Annotated in this window: 17 protein-coding genes and 1 riboswitch; of the genes, 10 read left to right on the forward strand and 7 right to left on the reverse strand. The window is 65.0% G+C overall.

Features of this window, described 5'->3' with window-relative positions; translation table 11 throughout:
• The first annotated feature begins 57 nt into the window (after positions 1-57).
• From IB273_RS08990 to IB273_RS09000, 3 genes are all read left to right on the forward strand, one after another.
• A complete protein-coding gene (locus IB273_RS08990) occupies positions 58-552 on the forward strand; it encodes a hypothetical protein (protein ID WP_151188256.1) in 495 nt (164 codons plus the stop codon).
• Positions 553-650: 98 nt separating this feature from the next.
• Complete coding sequence (locus tag IB273_RS08995; RefSeq protein ID WP_017519723.1) at positions 651-938, forward strand: PA4642 family protein; 288 nt, start codon at positions 651-653, stop codon at positions 936-938.
• A gap of 233 nt (positions 939-1,171) precedes the next feature.
• On the forward strand, positions 1,172-1,573 hold the full coding sequence (locus IB273_RS09000; RefSeq protein WP_151188255.1) for a VOC family protein: 402 nt from the start codon (positions 1,172-1,174) through the stop codon (positions 1,571-1,573).
• 63 nt (positions 1,574-1,636) lie between these two features.
• Here IB273_RS09000 and mqo read toward each other — a convergent pair whose 3' ends face one another.
• Positions 1,637-3,130 carry a malate dehydrogenase (quinone) gene (mqo, locus tag IB273_RS09005; RefSeq protein ID WP_151188254.1) on the reverse strand — a complete coding sequence of 498 codons (1,494 nt, stop codon included), beginning with the start codon at positions 3,128-3,130 and terminating at the stop codon, positions 1,637-1,639.
• 803 nt (positions 3,131-3,933) lie between these two features.
• Here mqo and IB273_RS09010 point away from each other — a divergent pair.
• Positions 3,934-4,521: a YajG family lipoprotein gene (locus IB273_RS09010; protein WP_081516300.1), complete on the forward strand. Its 588-nt coding sequence runs from the start codon at positions 3,934-3,936 to the stop codon at positions 4,519-4,521.
• Positions 4,522-4,583: 62 nt separating this feature from the next.
• On the opposite strand, the gene IB273_RS09015 is transcribed toward IB273_RS09010, so the two are convergent.
• On the reverse strand, positions 4,584-4,790 hold the full coding sequence (locus IB273_RS09015; RefSeq protein ID WP_081516299.1) for a hypothetical protein: 207 nt from the start codon (positions 4,788-4,790) through the stop codon (positions 4,584-4,586).
• A gap of 262 nt (positions 4,791-5,052) precedes the next feature.
• Between IB273_RS09015 and IB273_RS09020 the strand changes: the two genes are divergently transcribed.
• A complete protein-coding gene (locus IB273_RS09020; RefSeq protein ID WP_192223906.1) occupies positions 5,053-5,331 on the forward strand; it encodes a hypothetical protein in 279 nt (92 codons plus the stop codon).
• Between the two features lie 41 nt (positions 5,332-5,372).
• Here the strand turns inward: IB273_RS09020 and IB273_RS09025 are convergent, their stop codons facing one another.
• Positions 5,373-6,533 (reverse strand): 1-acyl-sn-glycerol-3-phosphate acyltransferase, encoded by a 1,161-nt coding sequence (locus IB273_RS09025; protein ID WP_151188253.1) that lies wholly within the window; start codon positions 6,531-6,533, stop codon positions 5,373-5,375.
• A 138-nt stretch (positions 6,534-6,671) separates the two neighbouring features.
• Here IB273_RS09025 and IB273_RS09030 point away from each other — a divergent pair, with 138 nt between their 5' ends.
• Genes IB273_RS09030 through IB273_RS09040 form a run of 3 tightly spaced genes read left to right on the forward strand, consistent with a single transcriptional unit; the run spans position 6,672 to position 7,754 of the window.
• On the forward strand, positions 6,672-6,854 hold the full coding sequence (locus IB273_RS09030) for a CPXCG motif-containing cysteine-rich protein (RefSeq protein WP_081516296.1): 183 nt from the start codon (positions 6,672-6,674) through the stop codon (positions 6,852-6,854).
• A complete protein-coding gene (locus IB273_RS09035; RefSeq protein WP_081516295.1) occupies positions 6,854-7,120 on the forward strand; it encodes a DUF2007 domain-containing protein in 267 nt (88 codons plus the stop codon). The genes IB273_RS09030 and IB273_RS09035 overlap by 1 nt, the downstream gene beginning before the upstream one ends.
• 22 nt (positions 7,121-7,142) lie before the next feature.
• Positions 7,143-7,754: an SOS response-associated peptidase gene (locus tag IB273_RS09040; RefSeq protein WP_192223907.1), complete on the forward strand. Its 612-nt coding sequence runs from the start codon at positions 7,143-7,145 to the stop codon at positions 7,752-7,754.
• Positions 7,755-7,892: 138 nt separating this feature from the next.
• Here IB273_RS09040 and IB273_RS09045 read toward each other — a convergent pair whose 3' ends face one another.
• The gene (locus tag IB273_RS09045) at positions 7,893-10,025 is read right to left on the reverse strand and encodes a methyl-accepting chemotaxis protein (RefSeq protein WP_192223908.1); all 2,133 of its coding nucleotides are present in this window, start codon (positions 10,023-10,025) and stop codon (positions 7,893-7,895) included.
• A 429-nt stretch (positions 10,026-10,454) separates the two neighbouring features.
• Between IB273_RS09045 and IB273_RS09050 the strand changes: the two genes are divergently transcribed.
• Complete coding sequence (locus IB273_RS09050; protein ID WP_151188250.1) at positions 10,455-11,276, forward strand: M48 family metallopeptidase; 822 nt, start codon at positions 10,455-10,457, stop codon at positions 11,274-11,276.
• A gap of 92 nt (positions 11,277-11,368) precedes the next feature.
• Positions 11,369-12,352 (forward strand): NAD-dependent epimerase/dehydratase family protein, encoded by a 984-nt coding sequence (locus IB273_RS09055; protein ID WP_081516291.1) that lies wholly within the window; start codon positions 11,369-11,371, stop codon positions 12,350-12,352.
• Between the two features lie 117 nt (positions 12,353-12,469).
• On the opposite strand, the gene IB273_RS09060 is transcribed toward IB273_RS09055, so the two are convergent.
• The 3 genes from IB273_RS09060 to IB273_RS09070 form a co-directional block, all read right to left on the reverse strand.
• Positions 12,470-12,913, reverse strand: a complete 444-nt coding sequence (locus tag IB273_RS09060; RefSeq protein ID WP_192223909.1) for a ketosteroid isomerase-related protein — start codon at positions 12,911-12,913, stop codon at positions 12,470-12,472.
• Positions 12,914-13,013: 100 nt separating this feature from the next.
• Entirely contained in the window at positions 13,014-13,595 is a 582-nt protein-coding gene (locus IB273_RS09065) for a TMEM165/GDT1 family protein (RefSeq protein WP_081516290.1), read from the reverse strand.
• Positions 13,596-13,601: 6 nt separating this feature from the next.
• Positions 13,602-13,805, reverse strand: a riboswitch (yybP-ykoY riboswitch).
• A 44-nt stretch (positions 13,806-13,849) separates the two neighbouring features.
• A complete protein-coding gene (locus tag IB273_RS09070) occupies positions 13,850-15,307 on the reverse strand; it encodes an amino acid permease (protein WP_081516289.1) in 1,458 nt (485 codons plus the stop codon).
• Positions 15,308-15,390 lie beyond the last annotated feature (83 nt).

A 15,390-nucleotide genomic window follows, 5' to 3' on the forward strand; every position in this document is an offset into this window, starting at 1 on the left:
TGTCGTGGCGCTTCGGGCGCATGCTAGAGTGCTCGGCCCTGTCCCGCGGAGGTGATGATGTCCGTTCGCATGTCGGGCGCCGTGCTGGCGCTGTTGTTCTGCCTTCCGCTTGGCTTTGCGGGGATGACCGTTGCCGCGCCGATGCACAGCCAGTTCCTGCCCCCGGACGACGCCAGCCTGCGCCAGGGCGAGCCGGAGCAGCAGCAACTGCTGCAGGTCACCGAATACAGCGTGGTGCTGGGCAACCAGCGCCAGTCCAACCAGCAGCCGATCCCGATCACCACGCCGTCGCTGCTGCGCCTGAAGGGCAAGCCGCTGAACAAGGGGGCGCAGATCAGCCAGGTGGTCATCAGCTTCGACGCCGAGGGCAAGAGCCTGAAGAAGCCCGTCTACGATGAGAAGACCCGCGTGCTCAGCCTGTATTACCCGCAGGCGGCTTATCCACAGCTGCTCGACCTGCTGCGTAACGGCACCGTCTACGTGCAGTTCCTCACCTACGGCAACGGCCATATCTGGGCCGACCTGCACACCGGCGCCATTCGCGCGCGTTGAGCCGCGCCCGGCGCAGGGTTAAACTGCCCGACCCGTGGTGCCCGGCCTGAGCCGTTGCCGGCCGCGATCCCCGAGACAGCCGTAGAGAGAAGCGAGCGATGCGTAAAGACAAGAAGCAGGTGATTGGCGAAGAGATCAACGACGACGCCATCAAGCTGTTCCTCGACGTGGAACCGGCCGACGACACCCCGGCGTCCCTGCACAAGCTGGTCAAGGCCTACCGCGGCCTGCGCATCGACGACTTCGAGCGCTTCGTCGGCTTCTTCGTCGAAGCCGGCTACGACCTGTCCGCCAAGGATGCCCAGGGCCAGGACTTCATCGCCCTGATCCAGGACCAGCGCCAGGCCGAGCCCTACATCGAAGTGATCAAGGCTGCTCGCGGCTGATCGCTGCGAACCGCTGAAAAGCCCGCCCTGTGCGGGCTTTTTTATGCGCGAGTTCAGCAGGAAAACTCGAAGTAGGATGGCGTGGAGCGTAGCGATACCCATCACTTCCGAGCTGCGGACCGCACGGGTATCGCTGCGCTCCACCCATCCTACGAACAGACTCGCCGGACATCTCCGCGAATCCCCGCCTAGACTTTCCCTCAGAACGATAACGACAAGGCGAGGACGAAGCCGTGCAAGTACAGCCCTATCTGTTTTTCCATGGTCGCGCCGATGAGGCCATTGCCTTCTACCAACGCGCGGTGGGCGCCCAGCTCGGAGGCCTGATGCGCTTCGAGGAGGCGCCGGGACCGTCGTCGGTGCCCGATGGCTGGCTGGACAAGGTGATGCACGCCAGCCTGCAGATCGGCGAGACGGAAGTCTTCCTGTCCGATGGTCGCGGCGAGCACAACGCGGCTTTCAATGGCTTTTCCCTGCACCTGACGCTGCGCAGCGTGGTGGCGGCGGAGCAGGCATTCGCCGCCCTGGCGGAGGAGGGGCGGGTGGAGATGCCGCTGGAGAAGACCTTCTGGGCGCAGCGCTTCGGCATGCTCACCGACCGGTTCGGCGTCGGCTGGATGGTCAGCTGCCACTGAACCGCGCTGACCACGGACACGAAAAAGCCCGCCGGATGGCGGGCTTTTTCATGAGTGCGGCACTCAGGACGCGGCGACGATCTGCAGACGGTCGGCGGTCATCTGGTTGACTTCGCGGTACACCGCGGCGTCGGTTTCCAGCTGCTTCTCGCGGGCCGGGAAGATCTCCTTGAGCTTCGCGGTCCACTCGGCCGACTTGTAGCGCTCGGGGAAGCAGCGCTCCAGCAGGCCCAGCATGATTGAGACGGTGACCGAAGCACCCGGCGAGGCGCCGAGGAGGGCGGCGATGCTGCCGTCCTGGGCCGCCACCAGTTCGGTACCGAACTGCAGGATGCCGCCTTTCTTCGGGTCCTTCTTGATGATCTGCACGCGCTGGCCAGCGGTTTCGAGGCGCCAGTCGGCGGGGTTCAGTTCCGGGTAGAACTTGCGCAGGGCTTCGATGCGCTGGTCCATGGACTGCATGACTTCCTTCACCAGGTAGCGGGTGAGGTCCATGTTGTCGCGGGCCACGGCGAGCATCGGCAGCAGGTTGCTGGTGCGCACCGAGAGCGGCAGGTCGAGGAACGAACCGTGGCGCAGGAACTTGGTGGAGAAGCCGGCGTATGGGCCGAACAGCAGGGAGGTCTTGCCCTCGACCACGCGGGTGTCCAGGTGCGGCACGGACATCGGCGGGGCGCCCACTTCAGCCTGGCTGTAGACCTTGGCCTGGTGGTGCTTGACCACTTCCGGGTTGTCACAACGCAGCCACTGGCCGCTCACCGGGAAGCCGCCGAAGCCTTTGCTTTCCGGGATGCCGGACATCTGCAGCAGCGGCAGCGCGCCGCCGCCGGCGCCGAGGAAGACGAACTTCGCCTTGACCTTGCGGGCATCGCCGGTCTGGGTGTTCTTGATGTCCACCAGCCAGCCGTCGCCGGAGCGCTCGAGACCCACGACCTTCTGGAAATAGCGGACTTCGCTGCCTTCGCGGCTGGAGAGGTAGCTCAGCAGCTGGTTGGTCAGGGCGCCGAAGTTGACGTCGGTGCCGCTTTCCACGCGGGTCATCGCGACCTGCTCGTCGGCCGGGCGGCCGGGAATGGTCAGCGGGGCCCAGTCGGCGATCTTGGCGCGGTCCTCGGTGTATTCCATCGAGGAGAAGGCATGGTGCTGGGCAAGCATCTCATGGCGCTTCTTCAGGAACGGAATGTCCTTGCCACGCACGAAGCTCATGTGCGGAACGGGGTTGATGAAGTTGCGCGGTGCGCCGAAGGCGTCCTTCCCGGTCAGGTAGGCCCAGAACTGCTTGGACACCTCGAACTGGGCGTTGATGTTCACCGCCTTCTTGATGTCGATCGAGCCGTCAGCCGCCTGCGGGGTGTAGTTCAGCTCGCAGAGGCCGGCGTGACCGGTACCGGCGTTGTTCCACGGGTTGGAACTCTCGATGGCTCCGGATTCCTGCAGTTCGACGATCTCGAGCTTGACGCCCGGATCGACTTCCTTGAGCAGGACAGCCAGGGTTGCGCTCATGATGCCGGCGCCGACCAGCAGCACGTCCATCGATTCGATTTCGTTCTGCGCCATTAACGCGTCTCCAAAACTATCAGCAGCCAGTTGTGACAGGGGCCTTGCGCTCGTTGCGCGAAAGCCGCATGTCCGAATTCTTCTCAGGTCGCAAAGGACCTTTCGCGGAATGTCTCGGGCCGGGATCGGAGGAGGGGAAATGCGCACCTTCTCGGCAATCCACGGACAGACGAATTCATCCGCAAGTGCATCCGAAAGTGGCGCTTATGCGCGGCTTCCGGTGCCGAAAAAGCGATTCAGTGCTGCGGGGTCAGACGTCAATGGTGCTACCAACGCAAAACTCTTCATTGCTCGCCACACTCTCGTGAAGTAGTGAAAAACCTTCGATCACGCTCTTTTGGAGGCGTGAAGCTCAAAGGGGATCGTCGTCGCGGGCCGGTCCGGTCTCCGTGCGGAGGGGGCGGCTGCATCCTTGCCAAGTTCTGCGCAACGAACGTACAAAGCGCGACGGCCAGTGACCGAGGCGAGTGGCGACTCTCTTTGAGGGGTGGCAGAGGCGAGACACGGTGTGTCGGCATCGTGCGGGGCCCGACCAGGAGGCGTCCTTATAATCGGGGGGCGATTATAACGGCGAAACACAAAAAAAAGCTCTGCACCTTAGACTTTTTTCCTAGTGTCTACCCCTTGATTGACCATTTGTGCTCCCTCCCGGTGCGTCTTGCCTGCAGGTGGGTCAAGGCGGCCTATCGACGCGCGGCCAGGGAACCCTGAGAACGGGTTCCGCGTCCAATGGCCAAGCGCTATCTGACCGCGCTGCCCGCCGGTATACTGCCGGCCATCGCTTACCCCATGGAGAGATGAGCATGCTGCCTCGCCTGTTGCTCGGCTTTATCGCTGCCGCCAGCCTGACCTTGACCGGCTGCGCCCTCAGCCCGCAACAACTCAACCCGACGCCCGAGTTCAAGGGCCCGGTCGCCGCCGTTGGCCAGGGCCAGCCGGTGGTGGTGAAAGTCGTCGACGGTCGCCCTAGCACCGCGCTGGGTACCCGTGGTGGCCTGTATTCGGAAACCAGCCAGCTGACCGTGCGCAGCGAAGACGTGATCCCCAAGCTGCAGTTGCAGGCTGAAACCGCCGTGCGCCTGCTGGGCTTCACCCCGTCGGCCAACGCCTACAATGCGCCGCAACTGACCCTGACCCTGGCCGAGCTGAAGTACCAGTCGCCCAAGGAAGGCATGTACGTCACCGAGGCCGACATCGGCGCCACCTTCCGCGCCGACGTGCAGAGCGGCACCCGTCGCTACAGCGGCCGCTACGGCGCCTCGACCAACCAGCGTTTCGGCATGGCGCCCAACCAGGCGACCAATACCAAGCTGGTGAGCGACGTGCTCAGCGACGCGCTGACCCGCGTGTTCAAGGACCCGACCATCGGCCAGACGCTGAACCAGCGCTGATCGATCGGACATGAAAAAGCCCGCCGAATGGCGGGCTTTTTCATGGGCGCAGATCGGGGCGATCAGGCGGCCTGGCGGTACGGGTCGACCTCGAACGAACGCATGCGCTCGTCGGTTTCCGGCAGGTCCAGGTGTTCGTGGCCGCAGGCCTGGGTGTAGACCAGCCAGTGGTCGTCCTGGACGTTGAACGAGAGTTCGACGACCACGGCTTCGATTTCTTCCAGGTGTTCGATCAGGTAGGCGTTTTCGTGGGGGACGATGTCGAGCATGGCGAATCTCCTTGGCGAAAGACCGGGTTTGCAGAATTCGTTGAAGCCAGCAACGTGCCAGGACGCGGGAGAGGTCTTAGACCCTTTCTCGATAACTCTTACGCTCGTCGTAAATAAGCGTTGCGTGCTGGCTGCGATGGCGGCCCAGCGGATAAAATGCGCGTCGATTGTTTCTCATCCATGACGGGCCAAGCCCGTTCGTCCAGACTGACCCCGCTTTGCTTCGAAGTCGTTGGCGTGCAGTTCTGAAGCGGAGGTTGTGATGTCGCTGCAGGCGCTCTGGAGTCTTTTCCAGGCCCATCCCGGTCGTATCGTGAATGACCTGGCCCTGTTCTTCGCCCTGGCCGGAGGCTGGCTGTTGCTGGCGACCCGCCGCCGCGAGCGCCTCGCCCTGGCGCGCCTGGCCGCCGAGAGCGAAATTGCGCCGGTGCCGCTGGACAGCGTCGAGCCGACCGCGCGGATGAACCGCTTCTTCTACCGTTTCGGTTTCGCCTGCATGGTGCTGGCCGTGACGGTGAGCTGGTACAGCACCCGGCTCTGAGTCATCAGTGAATTGAAAAAGGCGCCCGAGGGCGCCTTTTTTCATGCCTGCTGCTTGAGTCGGTACTGGTTCAGCACCGGGTTGGCGTACTGCAGGATCAGGTGGCCGCGCTGCTCCGCGGGGCATTCGCCCAGGCGGCGCTCCCATTCGGTGCGCGCACGCTGCAGTTCCTCGGCCTTGAACAGGGTCTCGGCGCGCGGCACGTTCAGCGCGGCGTCGCGCAGATCGGAGGCCTCGTAGGCGAGGTAGTGCACCGGGAACAACCGGTAGTTGCCGAGGATCTGCCGGTCCAGCTCGGCGGCGAGCTGCTTGGCGTCGGCGAAGTCGCCGGTGATCTCCTCGCCGAAGTTGATGTGCACCCGGCCCTTGTAGCCGGTAATGCCCTGCACGATGCTGCGGTCGTCCTCGCCCGGCGCCTTCGTGTATTCGCCGGTGGTCGCGCGGGTGAACAGCTCGCGGGCCTTGGCGGCATCGCAGGGGTCGTATTCGTAGCTGATGGACACCGGAATCAGGTGCAGCTGGCGAACTACCTCGGCAAACGGCTCGTCCTTGCGGCTCATGTGGAACATCTTGAGGATCGCCGAATCGGTGCGGTCGTCACCGTCCTTGGCGCGGCCCTCGGCCTGGGCGATCCAGATCGACTGGCCGTCCTGGCAGATCGAGTGATTGATGTAGGCCGAGAGGTTCTGGTACGCCGCCAGTTTCTCGCGCCGACCGCTGATCGAGCGGTGCACGATGAAGCTCTTGTTCAGGCGCATCAGGTCGCTGACGAAGGACTTCTGCAGCAGGTTGTCGCCGATGGCGATGCGCGGCGTCGGCAGCTTGGCGTGGTAGATCGCGTAGTTGCAGAAGGCCGGGTCGACCACGATATCGCGGTGGTTGGCGATGAACAGGTAGGCACGGCCGGATTGCAGGCGCTCGACGCCGGAATAGGTGACGCCGTCGGTGGCGTGCTCGATGGTCCGGTCGACGTAGGGCTCGACTTTGTGCTGCAGCTCGCTGACGCTGCGGATGCCGGTGACTTCGCGGGCCAGCCGATGGGCTATAAGAGGTCTGAGCAGCCAGCCGAACGGACCGGACAGACGCGGGAAACGGTAACGCGCCAGCGCGCCGAGGAAGGCGTCATCGCTCAGCAGGCGCTGCAGGACAGCCGGGACTTCGGCGTCGTTGTACGGTCGGATGGCTTCGAACTCGCCCATCATGCTCTCTATGAATTCTCGGGGTATCACGGGACAGGCCGCGAAATAGACGGCCCGGATGGGTATGCCGCCGACTCACCGGCCAGGCGGGCACCCAAAAAGACCGCGCGATTATAAACGGAAGTCACGGGGGAACCAGCGATGCTCGAAAGTCAGGACTATTCCTGTCCCTATTGCGGTGAGCCGGCCGAGGCCGTGCTTGACCTCTCCGGGGGCGACCAGAGCTACTATGAAGATTGTCCGGTGTGTTGCCGGCCGATCCTGTTCCAGCTCCACACCGACGGCGTGGACTGGACCCTGGAAGTCCAGCGCGAGGACGATTGATGCAGCGAATCTACGAACCCGCCGACCTGATCGAAGCCGAGCTGCTGGGCGGCATGCTGGCCAACGAGGGCATTTCGTCGCACCTGGGCGGACGCCATCTGGTCGGCGGCATCGGCGAGCTGCCGGGCCTGGGCCTGCTGCACCTGTGGGTGGAGGACGACGTGGCCGAGCAGGCGCGCGAACTGATCGCCGCGTACAATGCCGCGCAACCCTTGCCGGGCTGCGCCGACGATCACGAGGGCGGTCCCGGCGTCCTGCTTTGCTGACCTTCTCCCCCGACGAGTCCCAATGACCAGCCGCTACGCCCTGTTCCGCTGGAACCGCCAGCTTGCCGAAAACGCCGGCTTCCCTGCCGACCTGCAGCCGCAGTGGAACGTCGCGCCCGGCGCCCGCGTGCTCATGCTGCGCGAGGAGAACGGCGCGCGCCATGCCGACCTCGCGCGCTGGGGACTGACGCCGGCCTGGCTGAAGGACCTGTCGCGAACCCCCGCCCATGCCCGTACGGAAACCATCGTTGAACAGCCGATGTTCCGCGATGCCTTCGCCCAGCGTCGCTGCCTGCTGCCGGCCAATGGCTTCTATGAGTGGCTCGGCGTGCGCAAGCGGCCGCACTGGGTTTCCGGAGGCGGGTTGATCTGTTTTGCGGGGGTGTGGGAGGCGTATCCGGTGGAAGGCCACACCTATTACAGCGTGGCGATGCTCACCCAGGCGGCGGGCGATATGCGCCGGCCGCTGATTCTCGATTTGCAGGAGCAGGCGCAATGGCTGTCGAACGAGACGCCCGCCGCGCGCTTGCTGGAACTGCTGCAGTTGCCCCAGGCGCGGCTGCGCGTGCAGGCGCTGGCGAACTTCGTCAATGACCCGGCCTGCAATGGGCCGGAGTGCCTCACCCCGGCCTGAGAACTCCGGGGCAGTAGGATGGTGTGGAGCGCAGCGATACCCATCGCCCCCTGCACCGGCAGCATGGGTATCGCCTAGGCTCCACCCATCCTGCCAATGCGTGCGCTGTCGACGGCAGCGCACGCCCGGCAGCCTGTCTTACACCTTGAACTGATTCACCAGCCGGCGCTGCTGCTCAGCCAGCTTGGTCAGCTCGGCGCTGGCCTGGGAGGCCTCGTCGGCGCCGCCGGCCACCTGGTTGGCGACCATGCCGATGTTGCTGACGTTGCGGTTGATGTCCTCGGCTACCGCGCTCTGCTCCTCGGCGGCGCTGGCGATCTGGGTGTTCATGTCGTTGATCACCGACACCGCCTGGGTGATCGACTCCAGCGCCTGGGCCGCCTCGCCGGCGTGGCGCACGCTGTCCTCGGTCTTGTCCTGGCTCTGCTGCATCACGTGCACCACTTCGCGGGTGCCGTTCTGCAACTGCTGGATCATCGACTGGATCTCCTCGGTGGCCTGCTGGGTCTTCTGCGCCAGGTTGCGCACCTCGTCGGCGACCACCGCGAAGCCGCGGCCCTGTTCACCGGCGCGGGCAGCCTCGATGGCGGCGTTGAGCGCCAGCAGGTTGGTCTGTTCGGCGATACCGCGGATGGCCACCAGGATCGCGTTGATGTTCTCGCTGTCGCGGGCCAGCGACTGCACCACGCCCACGGCGCGGCCGATCTCGCTGGCCAGCGCCTGGATCGCTGTGGAGCTGCTCTCGACGATGCGCTTGCCGTGGTGCGCGGCCTGGTCGGCATGGTTGGCCGCTTCGGCTGCATGGGTGGCGTTGCGCGCTACGTCCTGGGCGGTGGCGGTCATCTCGTGGACGGCGGTGGCCACCAGCTCGATCTCCGCCAGCTGCTTCTGCACGCCCTGGTTGGTGCGGATGGCGATGTCAGCGGTGTGCTCGGAGGAATCGCTGACGTGCTGCACCGAGGTCACCACCTGGCCGATCATGCCCTGCAGCTTGCCCAGGAAGGTGTTGAAGCCCTTGGCGATGGAGCCCAGTTCGTCGGCGCGGTCGCTGGTCAGGCGGCGGGTCAGGTCGCCTTCACCCTGGGCGATATCGTCGAGCATGCCGACCAGCTGGCGCAACGGGCGGGCGATGCCATGGCCGACCAGCCAGATCACGGCCAGGCCGATGGCGGCGATCAGCAGGCCGACCAGGGTCATGCCCAGGGTGTCGCTGTCGCGCTGGGATTTCAGGTCGCTCTGCAGCTGGTTCAGGTCACCCAGCACGGCTTCCTGCGGCAGTTGCAGCATCAGGGTCCAGCGCGCGCCGGAGTCGGCGATGGTGAAGGGCAGGAACAGCTCGATGTGGCCGTGTTCCTTGTCCACCGAGGTCAGCGGCTGGTCGAGGGTGAGCTTGGCCAGGTTGGCCACTTCGCTGGCGTCCAGCACGCTGCTGGCGGGTTCGCCGAGCTTGGCCGGGGCCTTGGTGTAGGCGACCAGGCGGCCGTTGGTGGAGATCAGCGCCATCTCGCCGGCGCCGTCATAGAGCTGGCTGTCGGCGGTCTTGAGCAGGTCCTGGATGAAGTCCAGCGACAGGTCCACGCCGACGGTGCCCTTGAACTGACCCTTGACCATGATCGGCGCGTTGAACGAGGACATCAGCACCATCTTGCCGGCCATCTCGTAGGGCGCCGGGTCGATGATGCAGGGCTGGTGCTTCTCTTTCGGACACAGGTAGTACTCGCCTTCGCGCACGCCAGTAGGCTGCATTTTCTGGCTTTCCAGGGTGTCGCCCATGGCTTCCACGGTCAGGCCGCCGTCCTTGCGGTACCACCAGGGCATGAAGCGGCCGCTGGCGTCGTAGCCGGGCAGGCCGGAGTACTGGCTGTCGTTGCCGGCGAAGGCGTTGGGTTCCCAGCCGGCGAAGGCGTCGAGCAGCTTGGGGTTCTGCGCCACGGTCTGGCGCAGCAGGTTGGACATGCCGGCGCGGCCGATGCCCAGCAGCGGCTGGCCGTTGGCGTCGGTTTCGTCGAGCAGGGCGTTGGTGTTGGCGAGGTCGCGGGCAACGGTGAGCGGGTATTCCAGTTCGCGCTGGATTTGCGCGACTTGGCCGCGCGCGATCGCCACCAGGCGATCGTTGATCACCTGCTCGAGCAGCGCCTGGGTACGCTCCTGCACCAGCGCCTGAGTCCGCGAGCCGGCGAACAGCGCGTAAAGCACCAGCGCCGCGACCACTGCCAGAACGCTGGCACCTGCCAACGCCACCACGGAAAACTGGATCGACTTGAATTTCATACGGGTACCCGGAATGCGCCAGAGGTCTGCGTGTCTATCTGTATCGGCAGGTCCGGGGATTTTCCTTAGGCGGCCGTTGTAATGGGTTGTAACGCGGCTGTTCGCCGCCTGTCGCAGGATTGTCGGCGCTGACCGGGAGGTCTAGCATGTGATGTCAAAATGAAATTATCTGGCCGTGGCGAGCGCCTCGACATCCTGGTTTCCAGGGTGAGATCAGACGCTGGCCGCGGCTAGCTCGCGGGTGTGGATCGCAGGCGCGATGCCGCGCACCGCGTACGCCACGACAGGCGCCCCCGGCACCTTCCGATGCGTCGGTGCGGTTTCCTAAGTCACTGCTGCGCCGGCTGTTTCCTGCCAGTTGCCGGGCATCGGGGGTGGGCCTACCATGCGCGCTGTCCGTGGGAGATTGCATTGTTTCGGGAGAGCAACATGCCCAGAGTTTTTCGTGTCGCAGGCCTGGCCGCAGCCCTGCTGCTCACCGCTTGCCAGCAGGTGAACACCACCAGCAGCGGTGTCGTCGGCGTCGATCGCAAGCAGAACATGTTCAGCATGCTGTCCAGCGCCCAGGTCGACCAGATGTATGCGCAGTCCTACCAGCAGACCCTCGGTGAGGCCTCCAAGGCCGGCAAGCTGGATGCCAGCAGCAATGACGCCAAGCGCGTGAAGGCCATCGCCGCGCGGTTGATCCCGCAGACCGGCGCCTTCCGTTCCGACGCGCCGTCCTGGCAGTGGGAAGTCAACGTGATCAAGAGCGACGAGCTCAACGCCAACTGCGGTCCGGGCGGCAAGATCATCGTCTACACCGGGCTGATCGATCAGCTCAAGCTCACCGACGACGAACTGGCCGCGGTGATGGGCCACGAGATCGCCCACGCCCTGCGTGAGCACGGCCGTGAAGCCATGTCCCGCGCCTATGCGGAGCAGATGGGGCTGGGCATTGGCGGCGCGCTGCTGGGGCTGGGGCAGAGCAGCGTGGACATGGCCCACCAGGTGGTCGAATACAGCCTGACGTTGCCCAATAGCCGGCAGAATGAGAACGAAGCTGACCTGATCGGCCTGGAATTGGCGGCGCGAGCCGGTTATAACCCCAACGCCGCGATGACCCTGTGGCAGAAGATGGGGCAGGCGTCGAACGGTGAAGCTCCGCCGGAAATCCTCAGCACGCACCCGGCGGACAGTACGCGGATGGCCAACCTGCAGGCCGCCATCCCGAAGGTCATGCCGCTCTACGAGCAGGCCAAGACCCGCTGAACAGTGTTTTTGCAGCAGGGGTTCGTGATTCTCTCGAACGGCCAGGAGCGGCGTAAGGTTGCGCCGCTTTATCCAGTGAACAGGGAGCACCCGTGAAAATCGCTGTACTCGGAGCCACCGGGCTCCTGGGCCACCACGCCGCCCGCGCGATCAAGGCGGCCGGCCACCAGCTGGTGCTGATCCACCGACCCTCGTCGCAGATCCAGCGCCTGGCCTACCTCGAGCCTGAGTGCCGGGTAGCCGAACTCTTCGATCACCAGGGCATGGCCCGCGCGCTCAGCGGGCTCGACGCGGTGATCTTCAGCGCCGGTTACTACCCGGTGCGCCCGCGTCGCTGGCAGGAGGAAGTGGCCAGCGCACTGGACCTGACCAATCATTTCTACGCCGCCTGCCTGCAGGCGAAAGTACCGCGCATCCTCTACGTCGGTTCGGCCTTCGCCATGCCTTCGCACCCTCAGGGGCTGCCGGGCCATGAGGGGCTGTTCTATGAAGGCCTGCCCACCGGCAAGAGCGCCTACGTGATGTGCAAGTGGGCGCTGGACGAACAGGCCCGCGAACAGGCTCGTGGCGGCCTGCCGGTGGTGATCGGGATTCCCGGCATGGTGCTGGGCGAGCTCGACATCGGCCCGACCACCGGGCGCCTGATCACCGCCATCGGCCGCGACGAGATGCTGCACTACGTGCCGGGCCGGCGGAACGTCATCGATGCCTCCGAGGCCGGGCGTGGTCTGCTCAAGGCGCTCGAGCGAGGCCGGGTGGGGGAGCGTTACCTGCTCACCGGGCACAATATCGAGATGGGCGAGCTGACCAGCACCATCGCCAAGCTGCTGGGCAAGCCGGCGCCTACCCCGATGCCGCTGCACCGCGCCCGCGCGCTGGCGACCCTGGGCCGCTGGCGCTACCGCCTGACCGGCAAGATGCCGCTGCTGGACGACACCGCCATCGAGGTGATGGCCGGCGGGCAGTTCCTCGACGGCCGCAAGGCCCGCGAGGAGCTGGGCTTCGAGTCGCATGTGCCGCTGGAAGACACGCTGGAGCGGGCCATTTCCTGGTTCCACGCCAACGACTACCTCTGACTTCGGCTGTCTTTGTAGGAGCGAGCTGTTACGGAGCTCCCCGCGAGAGCCGTATGTGCCGCGTAGAGCGTGGAAGCGAATGAAAAAAGCCCGGCTCATGGCCGGGCTTTTTCATTGTCAGGGCAGCGCCTTCTCCGCAAAGGGCCGGTTGGGCAGCCCCATCTGCGCGCGGAAGCTTTCCATGTCGAACAACGTGCACAGCTCCTGCACCTGGTTCTGGCTGTTGAAGGTCCAGAAGCCCATGGCCGAGATACTGACGATGCGGTCACTGGCCGGGTAGCCCAGCACCGGGCGGGCGATGCTGCCCATCAGCGTGCTCCAGGTGAAGACCTTGTTGCCCTCGCGGATGCATTCCTCCACGGCCACTTCCAGGTCCTCCATGCCACTGCGGATCTCCTCCACCAACGTCCGGTAGCCGGCGTTGTCCAGCGGCTGGGCGGTGAAGGCGCTCTTGTAGATGAAGTCCGGGCTGTGCAGCTGCTCCACCAGCGCCAGGTGTCCCTTGTTCCAGGCAAGGTCGATGTGGTGGCGGGCGATTTTCTTCAGGTCTTTTTCCGGCATGGCGACATCCTTTGTCGTGGGAGGCTTCAGGCGCCACTGTGTATCGCGGGCGATACACAGGCATTGGCCGGCGCGCCAGCCTCCCGACGAAAGCGGCCGGTCAGAACACTCCGGAGAGCTTGAGCGCGTGGTACACGGCAGCCAGGCCGAGGATGGCGAAGGCGGCGGCGGCCAGGCGGCGGATCAGGTTCAGCGGCAGGCGCTCGGCGGCGAAGTTGCCCGCCAGAACCACCGGTACGTTGGCGATCAGCATGCCCAGCGTGGTGCCGATGACCACCAGCCAGAAGTGCGGGTACTGCGCGGCCAGCATCACGGTGGCGACCTGGGTCTTGTCGCCCATCTCGGCGAGGAAGAAGGCGATCAGGGTGGTGAGGAACGGACCGAATTTCTTCAGCGAACCTTCTTCGTCGTCATCCAGCTTGTCGGGAATCAGGGTCCAGCCAGCGACCGCCAGGAAGCACACGGCAAGCACCCAGCTCAGCGTGCTTTCCGAGAAGAACGAGGCGACCCAGCTACCGACGGCACCGGCGGCGAAGTGGTTGGCCAGGGTGGCGGCGATGATCCCGGCGATGATCGGCCAGGGCTTGCGGAAGCGCGCGGCGAGGACGAGCGCGAGCAATTGCGTCTTGTCGCCGATTTCCGCGAGGGCAACGATCAGGGTGGGGACGAAGAGGGATTCCATCAGACTTCCTAAGGGGGCGGGTCGACTAATCACCATGACACGCGCCACCTGCCCGCCCCGGGTCAGGTTGCTCGTGTCATAGGTCTTGTCAAACCCCGGCCTGAACGCTGCAGGCCTGGATCGTACGCGCCATGGTCTGTGGACCAAGTGTGTTGACGCGTACCGGGCGAGCAGGGCGCTCGCGGGAGACTACTCCCCTAGGACGGGGCGCATTCTGCCCAAGTCCCGGGACTTGGGCAAGCCTGCGCGTCGGATCAGTCGCGAGTGGGGCGGATGTCCATGTCCTCGTAGCGGATGAAGCGGGTACCGTTCTTGAAGCGGTAACCCAGCCAGATCGCCAGGAACAGCGGGATGGTGATGTAGGTGGCGACCAGCCCGGCCCAGTCCACGTGCTCGCCGACGAAGGCCTGGTAGTTCTGCCCCAGGGTGATGATCAGGCACAGGGTGAAGGCGAACAGCGGGCCGAGGGGGAACCACTTGGCGCGGTAGGGCAGGTCGTTGAGGTTGCCGCCTTGCAGGACGAAGCCCTTGCGGAAGCGGTAGTGCGACACGGCGATGCCCAGCCAGACGATGAAGCCGCACATGCCCGAGGCGTTGAGCAGCCAGGTGTAGACGGTCTTGTCGCCGATGAAGCTGGTGAGGAAGCACAGTGCGCCGATCAGCGTGGTGGCGTAGAGGGCGTAGCGCGGCACGCCGCTCGCGGACACCTGGGTGAACAGGCGCGGTGCCTTGCCCTGGGTGGCCATGGTGTAGAGCATCCGGGTCGAGGCGTACATGCCCGAGTTGCCCGCCGAAAGGATCGCCGAGAGGATCACCGCGTTCATCACGCCCGCCGCGGCGGCGAGGCCCGCGCGCTCGAACAGCAGGGTGAAGGGCGAGGTGCTGATGTCGCTGCTGTCGGTCTTGAGCAGGTTCGGATCGGTGTAGGGGATCAGCATGCCGATGACGAAGATCGACAGGATGTAGAACATCAGGATTCGCCAGAACACCTGGCGAATGGCGATGGGAATGGACTTCTGCGGGTTCTCCGACTCGCCCGCGGCGACGCCGATCAGCTCGGTGCCCTGGAAGGAGAAACCGGCGATCATCGCCACCCCGATCATCGCCTGCAGGCCGCCGACGAAGGGTGCGTCACCGCTGGTGAAGTTGCTGAAACCGGGGCTGTCGATGCCATGCATGATGCCGATGATGCTGGCCAGGCCGATGCCGATGAAGATCACCACGGCCACCACCTTGATCAGCGCGAACCAGAACTCGCTCTCGCCGAAGCCCTTCACCGAGAAGAAGTTGAGCATGAACATGATGGCCAGGAAGCCGGCGCTCCAGTACATGCCCGAGACTTCCGGGAACCAGAACTTCATCACCAGCTGCGCCGCCACCAGCTCGGCGGCGATGGTCACCGCCCAGTTGTACCAGTAGTTCCAGCCCATGGCGAAACCGAAGCCATCGTCGATGAAACGGCTGCCATAAGTGCAGAACGAGCCGGAATCAGGAATGTAAGCCGCCAGCTCGCCGAGGCTGGTCATTAGGAAGAACACCATCAGGCCGATCAGCGCGTAGGCCAGCAGCGCACCGCCGGGGCCGGCAGTGGCGATGGTGCTGCCGGAGGCGACGAACAGGCCGGTGCCGATGGAGCCGCCGATGGCGATCATGTTCAGGTGGCGCGGCTTGAGGGAGCGCTTCAGATGATGCGGCTTCTCCTTCGGCCCCATGGCGAAAGTCAGTTCGACGTCATCTCTAATTCTTCGGTTCACGGGTGTCCTCGATAGTTCAGGGCGAGCGGCGATGCGCCGAT

It is taken from the genome of Pseudomonas sp. PDM19 (assembly GCF_014852215.1).
In the GTDB taxonomy this organism is placed as follows: Bacteria; Pseudomonadota; Gammaproteobacteria; order Pseudomonadales; family Pseudomonadaceae; genus Pseudomonas.